Annotated in this window: 19 protein-coding genes and 1 tRNA gene; 7 read left to right on the top strand and 13 right to left on the bottom strand. The window is 59.0% G+C overall.

The annotated features are described in order from the left end of the window. Positions 1 to 77 precede the first annotated feature (77 nt). From ACKVY0_RS08975 to ACKVY0_RS08955, 5 genes are read left to right on the top strand one after another with little or no spacing between them, the layout of a single operon-like run. Positions 78 to 767, top strand: coding sequence for a hypothetical protein (locus tag ACKVY0_RS08975; RefSeq protein WP_409214469.1), 690 nt, complete (start codon positions 78 to 80; stop codon positions 765 to 767). Beyond that, positions 764 to 1,789 carry an alginate O-acetyltransferase AlgX-related protein gene (locus tag ACKVY0_RS08970; RefSeq protein WP_409214468.1) on the top strand — a complete coding sequence of 342 codons (1,026 nt, stop codon included), beginning with the start codon at positions 764 to 766 and terminating at the stop codon, positions 1,787 to 1,789. The genes ACKVY0_RS08975 and ACKVY0_RS08970 overlap by 4 nt, the downstream gene beginning before the upstream one ends. A 12-nt stretch (positions 1,790 to 1,801) precedes the next feature. Continuing rightward, positions 1,802 to 2,212, top strand: coding sequence for a MauE/DoxX family redox-associated membrane protein (locus ACKVY0_RS08965; RefSeq protein ID WP_409214467.1), 411 nt, complete (start codon positions 1,802 to 1,804; stop codon positions 2,210 to 2,212). Next, complete coding sequence (locus tag ACKVY0_RS08960) at positions 2,209 to 3,243, top strand: threonine aldolase family protein (RefSeq protein WP_409214466.1); 1,035 nt, start codon at positions 2,209 to 2,211, stop codon at positions 3,241 to 3,243. The genes ACKVY0_RS08965 and ACKVY0_RS08960 overlap by 4 nt, the downstream gene beginning before the upstream one ends. Positions 3,244 to 3,299: 56 nt before the next feature. Continuing rightward, positions 3,300 to 4,724 carry a Fic family protein gene (locus ACKVY0_RS08955; RefSeq protein ID WP_409214465.1) on the top strand — a complete coding sequence of 475 codons (1,425 nt, stop codon included), beginning with the start codon at positions 3,300 to 3,302 and terminating at the stop codon, positions 4,722 to 4,724. Between the two features lies 1 nt (position 4,725). Here the strand turns inward: ACKVY0_RS08955 and ACKVY0_RS08950 are convergent, their stop codons facing one another. The 8 genes from ACKVY0_RS08950 to ACKVY0_RS08915 all read right to left on the bottom strand — a co-directional run bounded on the left by ACKVY0_RS08950 (position 4,726) and on the right by ACKVY0_RS08915 (position 9,333). Next, positions 4,726 to 6,126, bottom strand: a complete 1,401-nt coding sequence (locus tag ACKVY0_RS08950) for a hemolysin family protein (protein WP_409214464.1) — start codon at positions 6,124 to 6,126, stop codon at positions 4,726 to 4,728. Positions 6,127 to 6,159: 33 nt separating this feature from the next. Beyond that, on the bottom strand, positions 6,160 to 6,411 hold the full coding sequence (locus tag ACKVY0_RS08945) for an FmdB family zinc ribbon protein (RefSeq protein WP_409214463.1): 252 nt from the start codon (positions 6,409 to 6,411) through the stop codon (positions 6,160 to 6,162). A gap of 73 nt (positions 6,412 to 6,484) precedes the next feature. Next, complete coding sequence (rpsN, locus tag ACKVY0_RS08940) at positions 6,485 to 6,754, bottom strand: 30S ribosomal protein S14 (protein WP_409214462.1); 270 nt, start codon at positions 6,752 to 6,754, stop codon at positions 6,485 to 6,487. A 186-nt stretch (positions 6,755 to 6,940) separates the two neighbouring features. Next, positions 6,941 to 7,723, bottom strand: coding sequence for a thiazole synthase (locus ACKVY0_RS08935; RefSeq protein ID WP_409214461.1), 783 nt, complete (start codon positions 7,721 to 7,723; stop codon positions 6,941 to 6,943). 11 nt (positions 7,724 to 7,734) lie between these two features. Next, a complete protein-coding gene (locus tag ACKVY0_RS08930; protein WP_409214460.1) occupies positions 7,735 to 8,037 on the bottom strand; it encodes a type II toxin-antitoxin system RelE/ParE family toxin in 303 nt (100 codons plus the stop codon). Further along, entirely contained in the window at positions 8,034 to 8,285 is a 252-nt protein-coding gene (locus ACKVY0_RS08925) for a hypothetical protein (protein WP_409214459.1), read from the bottom strand. The genes ACKVY0_RS08930 and ACKVY0_RS08925 overlap by 4 nt, the downstream gene beginning before the upstream one ends. Positions 8,286 to 8,315: 30 nt before the next feature. Continuing rightward, positions 8,316 to 9,173, bottom strand: coding sequence for a hydrogen peroxide-dependent heme synthase (hemQ, locus tag ACKVY0_RS08920; protein WP_409214458.1), 858 nt, complete (start codon positions 9,171 to 9,173; stop codon positions 8,316 to 8,318). Positions 9,174 to 9,258: 85 nt separating this feature from the next. After that, positions 9,259 to 9,333, bottom strand: a tRNA-Arg gene (locus ACKVY0_RS08915). 125 nt (positions 9,334 to 9,458) lie between these two features. Between ACKVY0_RS08915 and ACKVY0_RS08910 the strand changes: the two genes are divergently transcribed. Together ACKVY0_RS08910 and ACKVY0_RS08905 are read left to right on the top strand one after the other, a co-directional pair. After that, entirely contained in the window at positions 9,459 to 10,907 is a 1,449-nt protein-coding gene (locus ACKVY0_RS08910; RefSeq protein WP_409214457.1) for a Gfo/Idh/MocA family protein, read from the top strand. Between the two features lie 159 nt (positions 10,908 to 11,066). Beyond that, positions 11,067 to 11,258 (top strand): hypothetical protein, encoded by a 192-nt coding sequence (locus ACKVY0_RS08905; protein ID WP_409214456.1) that lies wholly within the window; start codon positions 11,067 to 11,069, stop codon positions 11,256 to 11,258. Positions 11,259 to 11,442: 184 nt separating this feature from the next. On the opposite strand, the gene ACKVY0_RS08900 is transcribed toward ACKVY0_RS08905, so the two are convergent. The 5 genes from ACKVY0_RS08900 to ACKVY0_RS08880 form a co-directional block, all read right to left on the bottom strand. Then, on the bottom strand, positions 11,443 to 12,306 hold the full coding sequence (locus tag ACKVY0_RS08900) for a hypothetical protein (RefSeq protein ID WP_409214455.1): 864 nt from the start codon (positions 12,304 to 12,306) through the stop codon (positions 11,443 to 11,445). After that, on the bottom strand, positions 12,303 to 16,934 hold the full coding sequence (locus ACKVY0_RS08895) for an RHS repeat-associated core domain-containing protein (protein ID WP_409214454.1): 4,632 nt from the start codon (positions 16,932 to 16,934) through the stop codon (positions 12,303 to 12,305). The genes ACKVY0_RS08900 and ACKVY0_RS08895 overlap by 4 nt, the downstream gene beginning before the upstream one ends. A 39-nt stretch (positions 16,935 to 16,973) precedes the next feature. Continuing rightward, the gene (locus ACKVY0_RS08890) at positions 16,974 to 17,438 is read right to left on the bottom strand and encodes a hypothetical protein (RefSeq protein ID WP_409214453.1); all 465 of its coding nucleotides are present in this window, start codon (positions 17,436 to 17,438) and stop codon (positions 16,974 to 16,976) included. Between the two features lie 248 nt (positions 17,439 to 17,686). Continuing rightward, positions 17,687 to 18,571: a hypothetical protein gene (locus ACKVY0_RS08885; protein ID WP_409214452.1), complete on the bottom strand. Its 885-nt coding sequence runs from the start codon at positions 18,569 to 18,571 to the stop codon at positions 17,687 to 17,689. Positions 18,572 to 19,432: 861 nt separating this feature from the next. Then, a complete protein-coding gene (locus tag ACKVY0_RS08880; protein ID WP_409214451.1) occupies positions 19,433 to 20,206 on the bottom strand; it encodes an SDR family NAD(P)-dependent oxidoreductase in 774 nt (257 codons plus the stop codon). Between the last annotated feature and the right edge of the window lie 28 nt (positions 20,207 to 20,234).

The following is a 20,234-nucleotide window of genomic DNA, read 5'->3' as shown; positions in this document are numbered from 1 at the left end:
TGCTGCGGCAATGGTCACATATCCCACCCCAAGATTCCGCGATTGACTGCCGTCTAGTCATCGCCATCTCCATAACCGTGCTGATCAGTCTCCATCATGTCCTCTTTCTGCTGCTGCCCATCGCGCTGACTGCGCGCATGGTCATCAAGCCGCGTCCAGTCGCCCTGGATGTGGCGCAGGGCGTGATGCGGTTCTGCCTGGGTTTTGGCAAATGGGTGCTGCTGGTCGATCCGCTGTGGCATCTCTCCACCATCGTTCTACGCGGTGGGCCAGACAGTCTGAGCACGAGCGTGGCGTGGATGGGGTTTCTGGCGCTGCTGCTGAGCCTGCATTTTTTCTTCACCGCCGCAGGCGACCTTCTCGCCGGCCTCGGCGGTATGCTGGGCTTTGCGGTGCCTGACAAGATTCAGGATGCGCTCACGCTGCAACGCCTCACTCAGGGGAAGCTCATTCGACTGTTGGTGGTGTTGCTGGTGATGACCGTGCTCGGAGTGCTGCTGCAAACGCTGTCGTTGGGTGACACTTGGTTGCACTTGGAGGCCATGTTTGCGTCTCCAGCCAGAACGATTGCCACGGTGTTTCAACAAGCGCGGGTATGGACGGATTATCACGCGGTCACGATGTTTGCCGCGCTGGCCTGTCTCATCGGCCTGCCGCATTCACGCGATTTTCTGCGCGTTCCAGCGCCCTGGAAGGGAACGATTTGTTTGAGCGTGTTTCTACTGGCGGTGGTGATGCTGTGGACCCACGCCGCACCGATGTCATGAAGCCGACCCCACCCAAAATTGATCCCGCCAAGCGCACGTTCGTGCCGCCCGAGCCGGAATTTGGCCTCAAGGCGGCGCGGAACATCGTGCGGGTGTTTGTGTGCCTGCTGGTGGTGCCGCTGGTGTTTGAGATCGCGGCATGGTTCACCGCCGCGAAGATAAATCTGGCCGCCGCATGGATGCGCAGCGGCATGCAGTGGGTGCTGACGCATGCGTTGCATGAGGGCAATCGTGCCGTCTATCTCGGACGTGAAGGCTGGTTGTTTGATCAGCGTGAACTGGACCGGCTGGTGCAGGCAAAACGCGATGGCAACGACGTGCATGCCGGATTGATCAAGCTGGCGGGACAATTGAAGACGCAGGAGACACAACTGCTCGTGATCGCGGTTCCGGGCCGGGCAGGACTTTATCCCGAGCAGATTCGGCCGGGCACTTATACCGGCGCGGTGCGTTTGGGCCACGAAACCGCCAAGCTGGATGAACTGAAAGCGGCGGGCATTGATGTGATGGACATGACCGATGCCTTGTGGGAGTTCCGCGACAAGGAACAGATCTTTTTTGTTCAAGACAGCCACTGGACGCCTGAAGCGATGAAAGCGGTCGCGCTGGCGGTGAACAAGCATGTGCGGGAAAAATTCCCGCGCCTGGGGAGCACTGAGACACCGATCATCCAAGCCACCATTCTGGAACACACGGATGCTGGCGATCTGGCACGCGAACTTGATCCTTTGAATGCCTCGAATCTGCTGGACGATGAAGAAGCGAACCTGATTTCGATTCAAGGCATCGAATCGAGCGCCAAGTCGCCGGTTGTCCTGCACGGTGGTGAATTGATGCGCGTGTTTGATGATGCAAAACTCAGCTTCAGCGGTGGCAAGCAGCCACATGCCGGGTTTGCCACGCAGCTTGGCACCTTGCTGGGCCGACCGCTGGATGTGCGCGGGCTGCCGCAGGCCGGTGAAGCCTACGAAGACAAAAAACTCGTCATCTGCCTGCTGCCGATGGCCGAACTGGTGCCATAGTCTGCGTTTCTCATGCTGAGACTGCTTCTCCATTTCTTTTTCGGCGGCGTGTTTGTCTATGCGGGCATTCTGAAGGTCGCGGACCCAATGTCGTTCCTCGATGATGTGCGCAGCTTTGACCTCATTGGCGATCCGTTTGCCGCATGGCTGGCGATGGGGCTGCCGTGGCTGGAAATCTTTGCCGGACTGGCGGTGATGAGCGGCTTTCTGCGTTCTGGCGGCATGCTGATCCTGAATGCATCGCTGCTGATCTTTCTGGGCGCGATCATCCTCTCCTGGTGGCGCGGCATCGACATCCGCTGCGGTTGTTTTGGCCACTCCGACGCGACCTCGAACTACCGCGACCTGATCCTGCGTGATCTGCTGCTGCTGGCGACAGGCATCGTGTTGGTGTGGCATGGCAGGCCCAAACTCAAATCATGAGCGTCGAAACCAAATATCACTTCGCCTCCGACAACACGTCCGGCATCTGTCCTGAAGCGTGGCAAGGTCTTGAAGAAGCGAATGCGGGCTACCAGCCGTCTTACGGTGCCGATGCGATCACGGCGGCGGCGTGCGAGACGTTCCGGCAGTTTTTCGAGACCGACTGCGATGTGTATTTCGTCTTCAATGGCACGGCGGCGAATTCGCTCTCGCTCGCGACGCTGTGTCAGAGCTATCACAGCATCATCACAGCCCAGGAGGCGCATGTGGAGACGGACGAGTGCGGTGCGCCGGAGTTTTTCAGCCACGGGTCAAAAATCCTGCTCGCCCGCAGTCCGCTGGGCAAACTGGACCCCGCCGATGTCGAACGTCTGGCGACGAGCCGCAACGACGTGCATTTCCCGAAGCCGAGGGCGCTGAGCATCAGCCAGAGCACGGAACTGGGTACGGTATATCGCCCCGGCGAGGTGAAAGGACTCGGCGCACTCGCCAAACAGCACGGTCTCGCGATCCACATGGACGGCGCACGGTTTTTCAATGCGCTGACCGGTTTGAACTGCGCCCCAGCGGACATCACCTGGCGTGCCGGGGTCGATGTCCTATGCTGCGGCGGCACGAAGCTGGGCATGGCGGTCACGGAGGCCGTGGTGTTCTTCAACAAGGAGCTGTCGCAGGAGTTCGCCTACCGCTGCAAGCAGGCCGGGCAGCTTTGTTCCAAGATGCGCTTCATTTCCGCGCAGTGGCTGCGCATCCTCCGTGATGAAACGTGGAAGCGGCATGCGCAGAACGGCAACACGCTGGCAAAGCGCCTCGCTGATGCGCTCGGTCATCTGCCCGGCGTGCAGATTTTGTATCCGGTGGATGCGAACGCGGTCTTTGCCAAACTGCCGGAGAAGATGAAGGACGGCCTCAAGGAACGTGGCTGGATTTTCTACAGCTTCATCGGCGGCGGCTCGCGTCTGATGTGCTCGTGGCGCACTCAGGAAGCTGATGTCGATGCCTTCGTGGACGATGCGGCACGATTTGCCTGAAATCGTGCCAAATACACGTTGAATCGTGCCATAATCACGCCACTATCGTGCCACCCATGAGTGACACCAAGCTGAATCGTGCCATTACCGATGCCCCACACGGCATCGGGATTGATGCGCTCGTGCAGAAGCTCGGCAAGGAAGCTTCACGCCGCACTTTGCTGCGCCGACTCGAAGAAATGGTGGGTCGAGGCGAGATCGAGCGCATCGGCAAAGCAAGGGCGACGAAGTATCATGCCATCAAGAAAGCTACGGCAAATCTGCCACGCCGCGAGATGCGGCACGAAATGCCGGAGCGTGAATCCATGGTCGTGCGCGAGGATACGCCGACTCATGAGCCAGCGGGCAGTGATGCCACGCTGCGTGAACTGCGGGATGTGTTCCGTGAGCACTACTCGCTGCGCAAGCCGGTGGGGTATCGCCGCGAATTCCTCGATGCGTATGTGCCGAATGAGACGGCGTATTTGCCAGCCAGTCTGTGCGAGCATTTGCGTGCGAAAGGTCAGTCGGCACAGATGGCGGAGCTGCCGCCAGGGACATACGCACGGCAGGTGCTCGACCGGCTCATCATCGATCTCAGTTGGAACTCCAGCCGCCTCGAAGGCAGCACCTACTCGCTGCTGGAGACGGATTTCCTGCTCCAGCAGGGACATAGCGACGATCCCATGCGCCACAAGGAGGCGCGGATGATCCTCAATCACAAAGCAGCCATCGAGTTCCTCGTGGATTCACCAGATGCTCTGGGTTTCAACCGCTACACCTTCCTGAACCTGCACTCCGTCCTCACCGAAGGGCTGCTGAAGAACTGGAAGGCTGAAGGAGCGCTGCGCACCTGCCCGGTGGGCATCGGCGGAAGTGTGTTTCATCCGACGAGCAACCCCGCCGTGATCGAGGAGTGCTTTGATCTAATCCTGCAAAAGGCCGCAGCGATCCGTGATCCGCTGGAGTGCTGCTTTTTTCTCATGGTGCAGATGCCGTATCTGCAACCCTTTGAGGACGGCAACAAGCGCACCTCGCGTCTAGCAGCAAACATCCCGCTGATACGTGCGAACATGTCGCCGCTGTCGTTTGTCAGCGTCCCGGTGCAGGATTACACGACCGGCGTCCTCGGCGTGTACGAGCTGAACCGCATCGAACTGCTACGCGAGGTCTTTGTGCATGCGTATGAGCAGTCCGCGTCCCGTTACGCGGCCATCCGCGATGAACTGGGCGAGCCTGAACCGATCTTGCTGCGTTACCGCAACGAGATCGCGGACTTCATTCGCGAGGTGGTGGTGAAGCGGTTGGGCAAGCTGGACGCCGCCGCACTGCTGCGCCGCTGGGCCGGACAAAACATCACCGCGAGCGAGCGGGCAAGGTTCATTGAGGTGGTCGAGGAGCGGCTGCTGTCGCTCAGCGAAGGCAGCATCGTGCGCGTGCGCGTGCGGCCGTCCGAGTTTGAGGCATGGTGGCCCGTATGGAACGAGGTGCGTCCGAAGTGACTCACACGCCTTCGGGCACACCATCAGCAGCGGCTTTTTCATCGGCGACGCTGGAAAGGCGCTTGAAGTGCAACTGCAGCACGCGGCGCAGGTCGGCTTTCGTGGTGGTTACTTCGTAGTCTTCAATGGTCACTTTTTCGCCAACCTTGGGCAGATGGCCGAGGAGGTGCGTGACGTAGCCGCCAACGGTGGTGACTTCATCGCTTTCGAGGTCGATGCCGGTCTGGTCGGCGAGTTCGTAGAGGTTGTAGGTGCCTTCGACGGTGAACTCGTTCTCGTTGATGCGGCGGAACTCACTGACGTCGTGATCAAACTCGTCCTGGATGTCGCCGACGATTTCTTCGAGCACGTTGTCGAGCGTGACGACGCCGACAGCGCCGCCGAATTCATCGACGGCAAGGGCGACGTGGACGTGCTTGTCGAGGAAGAAGCGCAGCAGCTTGTCGATGGGCATCATCTCCGGCACCATGTGCAGCTCGCGTTTGATTTTGCGCAGGTCGGGCTGCGGTTTGCCGATGAGACCGAGGAGGTCCTTGATGTGGATGATGCCGATGGAGTGGTCGAGATGGCCTTCGACGAGCGGGTAGCGCGTGTGCTTGGAGTCGATGGCGACCTTGAGATTGACCTCGAAGGTCTCGTCGGCATCAAGCGAGATGACCTGGTTGCGCGGCGTCATCACATCGCGGACGCAGCGGTCGTTGAGGGCGAGAGCGTTGAGCAGGATGTCCTTCTCGGTTTCCGTCACTTCCTTCGATTTCTGGCTCTCGGCGACGATGTGGCGCAGCTCTTCTTCGGAGTGGGCCAGTTCGCCTTCGGAGACTGGATCGATGCGGAACAAGACCTTCAACGCGAGGTTGGAGGATACGTTAAGCAGCACGATCGCCGGCTTGAAGATGATGTAGAAGATATGCAACGGGCGGGCGATGAGCAGCGCGGTGGCGAGCGATTTGCGAATGGCGAGCACCTTGGGCGTCTGTTCACCAAGCACGACGTGCAGGTAGGTGACGACGGCAAATGCGAGCGTGATGGAGACGCCTTTGATCCAGACTTCGTTCACGACTCCAAGCTTGAACATGAGTGGCTGAATGACGGCGGCCACATAAGGCTCACCCGCCATGCCGAGCGCAATGCTGGCCAGAGTGATGCCGAGCTGACTGGCGGAGAGATAGGCGTCCAGATTGCGCGTGACGTGCTGGGCGAACTTCGCGCCGGGCGTGCCGTCGTCGATTTCGGCCTGGAGCTGGCTGTCGCGCACTTTGACGATGGCGAACTCGGCGGCGACGAAGAAGGCGTTCAGCAAAACGATGCCCAGCACGATGCACGACTGCCAGAACAGATCGGTGGCGGTGAAATTCCACTCATGCGCGAGTTCGGCAGAGGCGTTGGCTAAAAGATGAGTCATCAGAATCGGTTCAGGGGCCGCAGGGCGGCATGCTCACAGCTTCTCGTAGTTACCATCGCAACGTTTTTCGAGGATGGTGAAGCCAGCAGCTTTGGCGTCGGAGACGGACAGCGGCTTGGTGAGCTTGGGGGTGTTGAAACCAGAGACAAGTTTCTTCACCGGCTGTTTGCACAGCGGGCAGACTTCGAGCGCGGGTCTGCTCATCGGACGGCGCAAGTCAAAGCCCCTGCGGCAAGCAGGGCAGCCTGTTTCAGCGTCTGCCGCGATGTAGGAGTAGGTCGGCATCAAATGGATGACTGCCCCTCTTCTCCATGCAGCCGGAGATCAAACGTCCCGGCTGCAAGTTCGGACGGGAATGCTACCAACTGGACTTCGTCACCCCGGGGATCATGCCCTGGGAGGCGAGTTCACGGAAGGTCATACGGGACATCTGGAAGCGGCGGATGAACGCGCGACGACGACCGGTGACACGGCAGCGGTTGATGAGACGCGTCGGGCTTGCATCACGGGGAAGCATGGTGAGGCCGACAAAGTCGCCCTTCGCCTTGAGTTCAGCGCGCAGCTTTGCGTACTTTTCGACGGTTTTACGTTTGCGCTTGTCGCGCTCGAGCCAGCATGTTTTTGCCATAGGGGCGCGCATTCTGGCCTGCGGTCTTGTTTTCGCAAGGAGAAATTTTCACTGGCAGTCGTGAAGTTTCAGGCTAGATGACCGGCCCTATGGTCATCTTTTACGGCATGTGCATCGCAGTCGGGTTCCTTCTTTGCGGAGTGGTGGTGTTCACCTACCTCGTGAAGGGCTGATCCGTCCACCGCGTTACTGATAGAGAAAGGTCGTCAGCGGACTGGTGGCGGCGGCTTCGTCGGCACTTTCGGTCAAACCGATCTCAAAGGCGCTGCGCCCGGCCTCCACGGCCATTTTGAAGGCCTGTGCCATGCGCACCGGGTCTGATGCCACGGCGATGGCCGTGTTCACCAGCACCGCGTCGGCACCGATTTCAAAGGCTTCTGCGGCATGGCTCGGCGCACCGATGCCTGCGTCCACCACGACTGGTACGGTGGCCTGGGTAATGATGATCTCGATCATCCGCCGTGTGATGATGCCCTGATGCGAGCCAATCGGCGATCCCAGCGGCATCACCGTGGCTGTGCCCACGTCCTGCAATCTGCGGGCCAACACGGGGTCGGCATTGATGTAGGGCAGCACGATGAACCCTTCCTTCACGAGGATTTCGGCCGCTTTGAGCGTCTCGATCGGGTCCGGCAGCAGGTAACGCGGATCAGGATGAATTTCGAGCTTCACCCAATTCGGCAAACCGGCCGCCACAGCCAGTCTGGCAAGGCGCACGGCCTCCTCCGCATTCATCGCTCCACTTGTGTTCGGCAGCAGCAGGACGTTTTTTGGAATGAAATCGAGGATGTTGGCAAAGGGATCGCCTTTGCCCGTCAAATCCGCCCGCCGCAGCGCCACGGTCACGATTTCCGTTTCGGAAGCGATGATGGCATCACGCATCAGCTCGCCACTGGCAAATTTGCCCGTCCCCAGCATGAGGCGGGAGTGGAACTGACGATTGGCGATAGTGAGGGGCTGATTGGGCATTTCAGGAGAAATCAAACTTGGCGGAGGCGGCGACGAATATGTTTGGGATCGCGGCGATGATCCAGAACAGCACGAACATGCACGCCGTCCAGTTCCAGTGTGTAATAGATCATGTAATAGGGGAAATCGCCATCCACGACAACTCGGTGAAACCTGCCTTGCAGCGGGTGGATTCCAGCCGTCACGCCAAGCTCCATTACCTTGGCCTCCAGAAAGTCAGTCACGCGGTCACCCAATCCGCCTTCCTGCTCGTCGTAGAACCGGGCCGCTTCGAGAATGTCTTCCTGCGCCGTGGGGCGCACATGCACCATCATGACGTCCTGCGCTCCCGATGAAGCTTTTCACGGATCTGGCGGAACGCCTCCTCTGCCGGAATCGCCCGGTCCTGGCCCTGCTGGGACAGGTGCTCTCGCTCCATAAGAATCTCCCAATGTGCCTCGGGGATGAACGCATCCCCGGCACCTGCGGCGATTTCCTCGCGAAAAGACTTCTGCTCCTCAGTTGAAAGGTTGCGAAACGTCTCGATCAAAGTCTGCACGGTGGGTGTCAGCGTGGCGGTCATGGGCGAAGCGTATGCCTTTTGTCCGCCAAATCAACTCAGCATCACCCGCTGCAGCAGCTCACTCGTCGGCGGCTGGATGCCGATGTAAAAGTCGCCAAACTCGCCATACTGCGTGGTCACTTCATCAAAGCGCATCTCATAGACGATGTTCTTGATCTGCACCATGTCGTGCGCAAACAGCGTCACACCCCACTCGTGACTGTCGAGACCGGTGGAGCCGCTGATAAGCTGGCGCACCTTGCCGGCGTATTTGCGGCCCGTCTTCGCATGACCGCCCATCAGTTCACGGCGTTTGGCAAAATCGTTCGCATACCAGTTCGCGCCCACGTTGCGGCGTTTGCTCATCGGATAGAAACAGAATACCTGCCAATCGGGCATGTTCGGGTAGAGGCGGTCGTTGAAATACTTCGTCATGTGGGTTTTCCACTCCGTCACACGCTTCTCAAATGCCTCGGTGCCCGGTGTGAGATTCTCGGCCTTCTCAATCTGCGCCTTGAACTCGTCCTCGCTCTGCGAGTACTCGGTCCATTCCGTCATCGACAGGTAGCTGTAGGCCGGCGTCAGCGCATCCGGGCCGAGGGCGAGGCTGAGCTGCTTCTCAAAGCGCTGCGAATCATGCAGGTCCGGTGTGAGCAGCATGAAGCCCAGCTCCGCCTTCGGCGACACCATCGCGAAGGCGAGCAACTGCGTGCCGGGGTGCTTGCGGATCGCCTCGATGGTCCGCGTGAAGTTCTCCCGCCGCTCCTGCCGCTCCTCCGGCAGCAACGCCGCCCAGTAGCCATGGTCGATGTTGAAAAACAAATGCTGCACGATCCAGCCTTCTTCGGAAATCAGCGGTTTCGATTCAGCAGGGCCGGTGGAGGTAGGGAAAGAGGTCGGGATGAGCATGGTTGGGCGATTGGGGGTTCCGTCCTCATACGCCGGAATGGCGCATGCTCAATGATCGAAAGTTGGCAACTGCTGCGCCTCGCGCTGGTATCCCCGACAGGAATCGAACCTGTATTTAGAGTTTAGGAAACCCTCGTTCTATCCATTGAACTACGGGGACAACGAACGCCCTGCCTTTTCACCGGATCGGGCCGCGATTCAACTTCGGATTGCAGGTTGCAACCTGCTGCAACATCTCCTTCCCTCCGGCGTTTCCGCCAGCCGCCTCCAACCCAGCCTCAACTTATGAACTCCAGCACGCTTTCACGTCGTCATTTCCTCTCCACCTCAGCCGGACTTGCGGCGGGTGCTTTCACCGGCCCGAATCTCCTGCTGAAAGGCCAAAATGCCGCCGGCAAGCGGCTGAACTTGGCGCAAATCGGTGCGAACGGCAAAGGCCTGGCCGATACGGGCATGGTAACGCTGAACCATAACATCGTGGCGATGGTCGATGTCGATTCCAAGCGCCTCGATGAAGCCGCGAAGAAGCGTGAGAAGCACCATCTCGATTCCAGTCAGGCTGCGCCGCCTGCGCCGAAGCTCTACCAGGACTTCCGCAAGATGTTCGACGAAATGGCCAAAGACATCGACGGCGTCATCGTCTCCACACCCGACCACACGCATTACCTCGCCGCGATGCATGCCATCAAGCACGGCAAGCACGTCTGTGTGCAGAAGCCGCTCTGCAATTACATCTCCGAGGTGCGTGACCTTCACCGGGCCGCGAAAGAGGCGAAAATTGTCACCCAAATGGGCAACCAGGGCCGCACGATGGACGGCCAGCGCATGGCAAAAGAATGGATCGAGCAGGGTGCCATCGGCACGCTCAAGGAAATCCGCCTGTGGACGAACCGCCCGATCTGGCCACAGGGACCGATCAAAAAGAAGCTCATCGAGTGCCCCTCGAACCTGAACTGGGATCTGTGGCTCTCCTGCGAACCCAGCGAGCCGTACTTCGAGTTCGATCTCGACGAAACCGCGTCCAAGAAAAACAAGCGCAGCCCCGGCCCGCATCACTTCAACTGGCGTGGCTGGTGGCAGTTCGGCTCCGGCGCGCTCGGCGACATGGGCTGCCACATCATGGACTCCACCTTCAGCATCCTCGGCCAGCTCATTCCTGAAAAAATCGACGCCGAAAGCGGCCCGATCAGCGATTTGAACGCCCCCACCTGGAGCAAGCTCGTGTATCACATGCCTGCCGGCAAACACGCCGCCATGACGGTTTCCTGGCATGATGGTGAGAAAGACGGCAAGCCCAACAAGCCCGAGCGTCATCCCGACATCCCCGAAGAAACCTTCAAGAAAGCCAGCAGCGGCATGATGTTCATCGGCACTGATGGCGTCATCTTTGAAGGCGATGCCTACTGCAAGAGCCCGATCATTTATCCGCTCGACAGGTACACCCAGGTCCGTCTCGACATGAAGGCGGGCAAGATCAAGCAAACTGAAACCCGCAGCGTCATGCCCGACAATCCGCAGGGCGAGTGGGCGCACCACATCGTCAACGGCGGCCTGCCCAGCTCGAACTTCGACTACTCCGCCCCGCTCACCGAGTTCGTGCTGCTCGGCAATCTTGCCATCCGTGCGCAGCAGACCGTGCAGTGGGACAAGGGGGCGATGAAGGTCACGAATGCAGAAGCGCCGAACAAGTTCATCACCCGTCCGTCGTATCGGGATGGGTGGAAGGTGTCTTGATGGCGCACCACTGACTTTACGCTGGCTGGCACTGATTCGGAACTGAAATTCATCAGTGTCAGTCAGTGCAAGTCAGTGGTTCAAGAATCCGGCTTCATCATCACAATCGCTCAGCCCCAATGGCCCGTCTTTGCACGGACGTGATGAACTGCACATCGAATGTCCGCTCCACCCCTGAGCCGGCATCTCGAATCAGCCGAGGTCTCCAACATGCACATCATCGTGCATTCCGACCAAGGCCATGACTCCTTCCTGCTCGAACCGCAGCTCTACACCCCGCACCTCTCTTTCACCCTCGACGGCCGCTGGAACAAAGGCTCCGTCGATCGTCCTGTGGCAGAGGTGGAGTGACGATTCGGACCGAGCCTACGATCCGTCTGGTGTTCTATCGCCTGCCACCACATTGTTGCTGTAGGCGGCCAGCGGTGGTGGTCCAACTGCGGAGATGGATTCCACGTCGTTCCTGGGGGGCTGGCCTCGATCACCTCACCGCCTAAATATAGGTCACGCTCTGGCGCAGACCGTCGACAATGATTCATTGTTGGGCATTCTTCTTAACTTCCTCTTTTGCCGCACCAGTTGAACCAGACCGCTTCTGGCCTTCCTGAACTTGCACATTGGCTTTGTTTTCCAGGCTCAAATATTTTTTATATTCAGTCGCAGCCCATGTGTAGGTTGCCCCAAACGGAACCTCTGGATACTTGCTGTCGGATTTTTTGAAAAGCTGCAACCAAGACTCAAACTCAGGCAGAGCACCGCCCTGCCAAATGGACAAGTCTGTCACGAAGCTACTTGTTGCCGCCCACTTGCACCATGTATTGTGATAAAATTTCAAGGTTCTCTTCATGGCAAGATACTCAAGATGAGCAGATGCCTGGATGAATTTCTCGCGTGATATTTGATCTCTGGCGACGCGTGTAAAAAGATCCGCAAAGCCACGGCTGTTCTCCAGATTGTGCATCTCAAACACAGCCCAAAACCATTGTTTTTCAAACCGTGTATTGACCGGTGCTTCCTCGACTGATGGGTTGGCAATTCGAATCGTCGCAGGATCACCCATGATCGGAGTACTGTGATCCGCATTAAATCCCTTTGGAAGCACCGGGTCCCAAAAAATACGCCCCCCCGTTACCACGCCTGCATACCTCCTGACCATCCACTGATAAATGGTATCCGTTGTGTCAACATAGACTGTTTCCCGACGGGAATTTAAAAACAAATTCATCTGTAGGCGGTCCGAGAGCATCCGCTTCATCTGAAACTCGCCATGATTTATTAGAGTCTGCTCGTTTTTTACCAGAGTATTGTTTTCATCTGCATTTGCCGTCAACACGCAACAAAAGGCTGCTGCGTTGACCGCAATGCATAGAAGCAGTTTAGCTTGTTGTGAGGGGTTCAATAGAATTCGTTGGTATCGTATGGACATTTGCTCATTGGCTTTTCGCCCGGTGGCACCAAAGGAATAGGCGTTCTGTCAGGTGGCAAAGGGGGGACCGTGGGCGGCTGTGACGGAGTTGTCGGAATTTCAGGAATCCTCGGCTGCTCGTCTTTTGACGGTGGTTTGAATGGAATGGATGGTTTTTCTGGCGGGTAATTTGGCGGAGGCACTGGTTTATAAGGGATATTAGTTGGCGGCTGTGGTGTTGTTGGTCCAAAAGGATTAAACCTTGGCAAACGCGGTTTCCAAGCACCTGGGTCTTCCTTGGGAGGTGTTGGGGGCAATTGTGGCAACTCAGGAATTGGAATCCTACCAGGGATAAGCCCTAAAGGATCGTTATCCAACACGCTATTATTCCTAACATATACATAAATATTTGCATCTCCCGCCGCAAACCTAATCGGGTCGGTCTGCATGAACCTACCCAGCGCCGCAGAGTACACCCGATTGCGATAATCATATAGCGCGGCCTCGGCAATCCATTCTCGCCCGGTGTAGAGGAACCGGTTGCCGAAAAACGAGGCAGCGCTGGACGCATTCGTGCTCGCATTGGTCGCCGTCGCCTTGCCGAAGGCGTCATACTTATAGCTCTCCTCCAACTGAGCGCTGCCGCTGGTGAGAGCAATCACGTTGCCAAGCGCGTCATGGTGGTGGTAGTGCGCGCCGCTGGTGTCGATCATCGCCAGGATTTCATCCACGCCCGCGCCATGCACATAGCGGCGCACTTCATTGCCACTGGCATCGCGTTCCTCGATTAAATTCCAACCATCCCACACGAAGTAAGTCATTACTCCGTTGATCGTACGGCTCACCACGCGGTTCTTGGTGTCATAAACCTGACTCACCGTTCCGCTGTTTGTGGTGATGCCCAGCAGACGGTTGTTCGCATCATAGCTGGCGCTCTGCGTGCTGCTTTGCTGTTGAACATTCGCCGGGGCTGCGGTCAGGTTCCCATTGGCATCGTAGATCAACGCCGCAGCATTGACGGCAGGATACTGGTTCACGCTGCTGGCCGTGGTGTACACATCTGTCAGCGTCGGCAGGCCCGTGCCGGTGCGTTTGACCTGCGTGCGGTTGCCCACCGCGTCGTAGGTGTAAGTCATCGTACTCACGGGCGTGGTGCCGGTGTTGCTGGCGGCGCTGTACTTCACGCTGGTGACCTGGTCGGTGAGGTCGTAGCCGTACACATCCCAGGTGCCCGCATTCACCTGCATGGCGGTGCGCAGGCCACGGGTGTTGTAGGTGTAGTCGCGCCGGGCCAGCGCACCGGCACCGGAACTCTGCACGACGCTGAGCAGTTGATCGGCCACGTCATAGCCATAGCTGGCCGTGGTGCCGTTTTCCAGCACCTTCTGCGCCAGCGTGCCGTCCACATTGTAGCTGTAGCTGGCCAGCGGTGGTGGTCCACCTGCGGAGATGGATTCCACCTCGTTGCGGGTCGTGTAGCTGGTTTCGATCACTTCGCCACCTGGATAGGTCACGCTCTGGCGCAGACCGTCGGCGTTGTAAGCATAGGTCAAAGTCCATGCCGCAGGCGCACCCGCTGTGCCTTGAGTTTCTGTGAGCATCTGGTTGGCGACATCATAGCTGTAGCTGGTGGTGGCGCTGCCATTGCTGCTGGCGAGCAGCCTGCCTGCGGCATCAAAGCTTCGGCTCACATTCGGCGCACCACCACTCCAAGACTGCGCGGTTTCACGATTCCGCACGTCCAGTGTGGCGGTCATCACCTGCCCGGCACGTGTGCGGTAGGTCTGGCGATTGCCAGCGGCATCGTAAGTCCACGCTTCAAAGCTAGCGTTGGGGTAGGTGAGCCGCGTTTGGCGGTCCACCAAGTCATACGTATGCAGGTAAGTGTTGCCGCGTGCATCCGTGAGGTGAGTGAGATTACCTTCCACATCGTATTGAAACGATGTCGTCTGCGTCTTGGGGTCCACCGTGCTCACCCGGCGGTTCATGAGATCATAGGTGTAAGTGGTGAGCACATTGCCCGGACGCTTCTGGGTGAGCAGGTTGTCAGCCGCATCATAGGTGTAGTCCGTGCGGCGCAGCAGCGCGTCCCTCACCCAGATGCGCCGGTCCCGGCTGTCGTAGGCCAGCGTGGTGGTATTTCCCTGCGGGTCCATGATGGCGGTCACGTTGTCACCAGCGTCGTAACCATAGGTAGTCGTGGCTGCCTGCGGCGTGCCGTAGCCGGACGTTTCTGTGATCAGGTTCCATTTCAAATCGTACGCGAACTTCTTCTTTCGGCCCGTGGGCAGAGTGATGAGAACGGGCTTGGATTCCGTGTTGCAGGCGCTGCAGCCGCCGCCCGGCTCGCCGTAGGCGACCAAGGTGGTGCGGTTCAGCGGGTCCGTGGTGGATGTAAGGCGCTTGAACTCATCGTAGCTGCTGGCCCACACGTTGCCGAGTTCATTGCTCTGCTGAATCAGGTTGCCATTGTCATCATAAACAAAGCTCCGCGTGCTGGCATCTGGCTGGGTTAGCAAGGTCACCTGAGCGCGGTCATTGTAGGTGTAGCCGGTCGTGTTGCCGCGTGGGTCGGTCAGTGTCGCCACCAGATCGAGGCCGTTGTAGGTGTAGGCCGTGGTTTCACTTGCCGCATTCGTGTAGCTGGTGAGTAAGCCGGTGGTGGAATACACACTTGTCTCCACGCCGCCGTTGCGCTGCTGGTGCGTGAGCACCTGCCCGAAGGCGTTGTAAGTCCACAGTTCAAACGTGGCATCGGGATGGTCAACACGCACCACCCGTCCGCTGGTATCCCGTGTGTAAGTCGTCGTGCGTGGCTGGATGCCAGGGCCGCTGAGCGTGTGCGTGAGCACGCGGTCACGGCTGTCGCGGGTCCAGGATTCGACACTGGTGTCAGGATAGGTTTTCGACAACAGGCTGCCCAGCGGCGTGCGCGTGTAGGTGGTGGTAAACCCGCGTGCGTCCTTCCGTGTCGCGACATGCCCAGCGCCACTGGCCGCATAGGTCCAGGCGGTGGTGCCGCCATTGGCGTCCACCTGATTCGCCAGATTGGCATTGGTAAGGTTGAACTGGTAGTTCACTACCGCGCCGTTCGGGTACACCGCCTGCGGCTTGTGCGCGCTGATGAAATCCGTGCTGGCAATCGTCTCTCCCGTCAGCCCGCTGCGCTCCTCCCGCAGGAAGCCCAGCGCGGTATCAGGATCGAAGACATACTGCATCGTCGTGCCTTGGCCCACGATGCGCGGATCAATGCTGTGCTCAAGGATCGGCCGGGTGAACTCATGCACCTGCGTGTAGGAATACACCGCCACGGTGCTGTCCGGGTAGTTCACCGAGGTCAGCGTGCCCCAGCGGAACCAGGTGCTGGGGTCTTCAAAGATGGAGTAATTGTACACCACGCTGCGTCCGTCACTGGCCGCGACCTCCTTCACCACCCAGTTCGCGCTGTTCGTGTCATTCATGCCGATGAAGCTGGCGTTAGCCACGCTCGCCACCACGCCAGAAGAGATGAAGTAGCGAATCTTGGAAACGGTCCGCGCCGTGCCGGCGTCGATCCCCACATAGCCATTCCGCATGTAGGCGTAGCGGTAGTAGGTTGCCGTATCCCCATCGAAGGCTTTGTCCATTTCCTGGCCCGTGGCAAACACCGGGTCGCTGCCAAACGGCGTTCCCGTGATTAACTGATTGTTCTCATCATAGAACTCCAGTTCCGCCACCGGCAGCGCCGGGTCATTGCTAAAGTCATTCGCATAAAACAGCGTCAGAAACCGGCATGACGTCGTGTTGGTAACGGTGATCTCATTCCATACGCCGGTGGTGGTGTCCGCCGGGCTGGAACCAAGCGTCACCCGTTGCTGGGCAAAGCCACCCTGGTTCAAATAGGTCAGCTTCAGCCAGCGCCCGGTCGGATCCGTCACCTGCCGCAGCAGCGTATCATTCGCATTGCTGTAAGTGAAGGTGTACACGTTGCCCGCCACATCCTCCATGCTCTCGATGCGGTAAAAAATCGCGCCACTGCTGGTGTTGTTCCGCTGTAGGAAGCGATAGACTTCGCCTGCGCTATTATGAAGGGAGTACTCCGTGCCGTTCTGCCGAATTTCCCAGTTGGCGTTCGAGGTGCCCACCCACAGCGTCGGATCATTCACATCCCGCACAAAAAGTAGGTCTGCACCGCTGGGCGTGCCCACGCGCAGTTGTGGCTGGCCACTGCCCGCAGTCCCGCCGCTACGCATGAACCACTGGTAATTGTGCGTCCACACCCCCTCACGTCCGAACCGCCCCTGGCTGGTCGCCTGCGGTGCCAGGCGGGTGTTGCTGTAACGCGCAAAATGCAGCGGCATCTCACCCACGGAGCCGAACACCCGCAGGTCCGACACATGCCGGTGCGCGTTGCCACTGTAAGCGCTGAAGAAATTCGTGCCGTTGCAGTCATTCGGCGGCGGACTCGAATCTTCATCGGGACAGGGTTTGTTGCTCCCGCCGCCGCCTGAGCCGCCGGTGCAACCCGGTGGCTGTGAAGGGCCGCCGGGCGACTGGTTGGCACAGGGATTGCCGTCGGCATACAAGAGTGATCCGGTGACCACCGTGGCGGCCAGGAACAACCAGGAAGAATTCAATTTCATAGCGTGTGTGTGTTGAAAAACGGTTCGGGAAAAGGCAAATCAGCGTTGAGCCGTGGTGCGCATGGTGTTGGGTTCACCCACCCAAAAATCGAGCGTCTTGACCTCGCCCGCAGGCGTGGCAATCGTGACGCGATGCGTTCCCACGTTGGCACTGGCAGCGAAATCGAAGAAGACGGAGCGCTGGTCATCCAGCACCACACGCTGGCTCACCTTGGCCCCCGCCAGCGTGCCGCCATCCTGCGCGGTCAGCGCGACCGGCATGCCGGTCTTTGAAGTCTGAAACTGGAGCTTGATGTTCACACTCTCCTGCGGTGCCACCTGCACCCGCGGGTATTCGCCCATCTGGTTGACCTCCAGATGCAAATTCCGTTTGCCTTGTCCGGTCGTCACCTGGGCCACCACCGGCTCTCCTTCATAGTGAGGTTTTCCACCCGGCCAGGCGACCACTTCAAATCCTTGCGCGTCGGTTTGCCCGCTCGTGACGGGCAGCAACTGGCTGGTCATGGTCGTATTGGCAACAGCCGTGCTTTGTGAAGGTGCGGCCAGCGAGCCAGCAAGTGGTGCTGACGAACCATCTGGCAACGGCGCAGCGGCGGGCTTGTTTTTTTGGCCTGCTTTCTTTTCCGCTGGCGAGCTGACAGAGCTCTCGGTTTTTTGGCTCACCAAGAATGCCACCGCAACTGCGAGGGCAACCATCAGGACGATCAATCGTGTTTTCATAAGTTGTTTGTTCGAGGATTCAGCATGCTGGATTACCCGCCGACGGTGATGCTCACCTCATCACTCCACTGGCCGACGCGCTGGTCGCCCACGCGGTAGATGGCTTTGTAAGTCCACTTGGTCGGCGTGGCGGGGAAGGGCGTGGTGTCGGTGTAGTCCGGCGTGGTGTCGAAGGCCACGGTGACAAAGCCTTTGCCGTCCGCGCGGTCCACCACCAGCTCCAGCATGTCGAGGAAGGCGGCATGGCCCTGCCAGCTCCAGCGGATGACGACCTGACCGCCATTGATCTCCAGCCTGAGCAGCGGCCGCAGCACGGCGAAGTCCGGGCCGGTCTGCACCGGGCCTTCAATGCCCAGCACCTGGCCGGTGCTCTCATTGTAGGCCGTGTGCGCCTTGATCTGCTTCACCAGCGCGCGGAAGCGCAGCTCCACGCCGGGGTCCACGGCTGCCACGGCAGGGGGGAACAGCGCCGGAGCCGGGGCGGTGGTGGATTGGGTGCCACCCTCGCGGATGAAATCCTTCCACCCCGTCCACTGCTGGCCGCAGTTGATGCACACGTCCTGCATGGCCAGCGTGTGGCTGAAGTAGGCCGCGTCCTCCGCCTGCGTGCTGATCTGCGCGGCGGTGACACCCAGCGTGGCGCTGTACTGCCCGATGTTGAGTTTGAAGGTGTTGAGCTGCGCGGCGAAGTCAGCATCCCGGCGTTTGAGGTAGTCTGATTTAGGCATCTTGTGTTTAGGTTTGGGTTGAGTGGGTGTGGGTGCAGGAGCGGCGTATGAAATGAAATTTTGATCTCCCGGTTCACGGGCATAGCCGAGACCGTCCGGGCCGAAAAAAAGGTTGGGATCGTCCCAGCGGTAGGGCTGGCCCGGCGGGATGGAGTGGGGATTGATGGCGTCCCAATGCAGCAATCTCATGGTCGTATAGGGTGAAAAAACCGCCCAAAAAAGGCCACCACCCCCGTGTTTGTGCCAAACTGCCACCTCCCTGCGCTCCGTCGGTGAGGCCGGACGATTTGACCGCACCTATGGACACTCCGTCGGTGAGGTCGGACGGTCCGTACGCAGGTGCCGGTAGCCCGCTGGTGCGGCCGGATGATTTTACCTCATGTACCGGCGGTCCGCCGGTAAGGCCGCACAGTGGGCCCGCAGGGGCCGCTGATTTGCCGGTGCGGCCGGATGCGGGGACCGTGCGGCCCAAGATGCGCGAGCATACCGCCAAACCACCCAAGGTGAATCCAATGGCGGTGGCCGTCATCTCCCCGCCCTCCTTCCCAGGACGCCTGGCAGAGCAAATGCAGCTTGAAAACCCAGCCAAACGGTACACCGAACCTTTAGGCCCTGCCGCTCTGCCGCTCTGCCGCTCAAGCGCATCATGGCGCTAAGCGTAGGAGTCGGCATCAGGCATGGAAGAGTGTTTCGCATGTTTAATTTGCTGAATTATTTTCATCTCAGCAGGAACCTTATTTTTCCGCAATCTTTTTCCTCATTCATTTTTCATGGGCAGCCAGGAGCTATGGACAGCCCCGCTCGTGTTCCTGTGTGGTGAGTGGATGAATACCGTAAGGCTACTGGCAACGGCCCTCCCACAACTGCCAAAAAAAGCTGGACGGTCAGGTCGGATATCGAAGTGCGGCGATCGCCACATGAACGCCGCCAGCGGCGGCTGAAAAGTGTCTTGATGGCGGACCACTAACTTCACGCTGACTGGCACTGACTCAGAAGCTGAAATTCATCAGTGTCAGTCAGTGCAAGTCAGTGGTCTTTGAATCCGGGCTGTCACCGCAGGTTCACCGCGCCACCGTCAATCGGATAGGAACTGCCCGTGACGAAGGACGCCTCGTCGCTGCACAAATACAGCGCGAGCGCCGCGATCTCGTCCGGCTTGGCCATGCGGCCGATCGGCTGGGCTTCGCTGAGCTTTTGGAACATCTCGGCTTCCTGGCCGGGATACGTTTTAGCCAGATAACCGTCCACGAACGGCGTGTGGACGCGTGCCGGTGCGATGCAGTTGCAACGGATGCCCTGTTTGATGAAATCCTTCGCAATTGAGTAGGTCATCATCAAAACGGCCCCCTTCGTCATCGAATATGCAAAACGATCCGCGAGTCCCATCTGCGCCGCGATGGAGCACATGTTCAGGATCACACCGGCCTTCTTCTCGGTCATGTGAGTCAGCGCGGCCTGCGCGCAGGCATGCACGCCCTTGGTGTTCACACGGTGCAGCCGGTCCATGTCCTCTTCCGTCGTGGTCAAAGCGGTGCCGATGTGCGCGATGCCTGCGTTGTTCACGAGGATGTCGATCTTGCCGTGCTGCTTCGCTACCTCGTCAAAGATGGCCTTCACTTCGGCATAGCTGCCCACATCACACGCAGAGCCACGCGCACTGCCGCCAGCGGCTTTGATCTGATCCACGGTGACCTGTGCCGAGTCCTGCTTGAGATCCAGCACTTCGACATGCGCTCCTTGTTTGGCAAAAAGAACAGCAATGGCCTGGCCGATGCCTGATCCGGCGCCGGTGATGATGACGGTTTTGTTGGCGAGTGAGAACATGAGTGGGAGAAAACTGCGATTGGCGGCG

The organism is Prosthecobacter sp. (genome assembly GCF_046154365.1).
Lineage (GTDB): Bacteria > Verrucomicrobiota > Verrucomicrobiia > Verrucomicrobiales > Verrucomicrobiaceae > Prosthecobacter.
The sequence above is the reverse complement of the archived record's forward strand: the minus strand, read 5'-3'. Positions and strand labels throughout refer to the sequence as shown.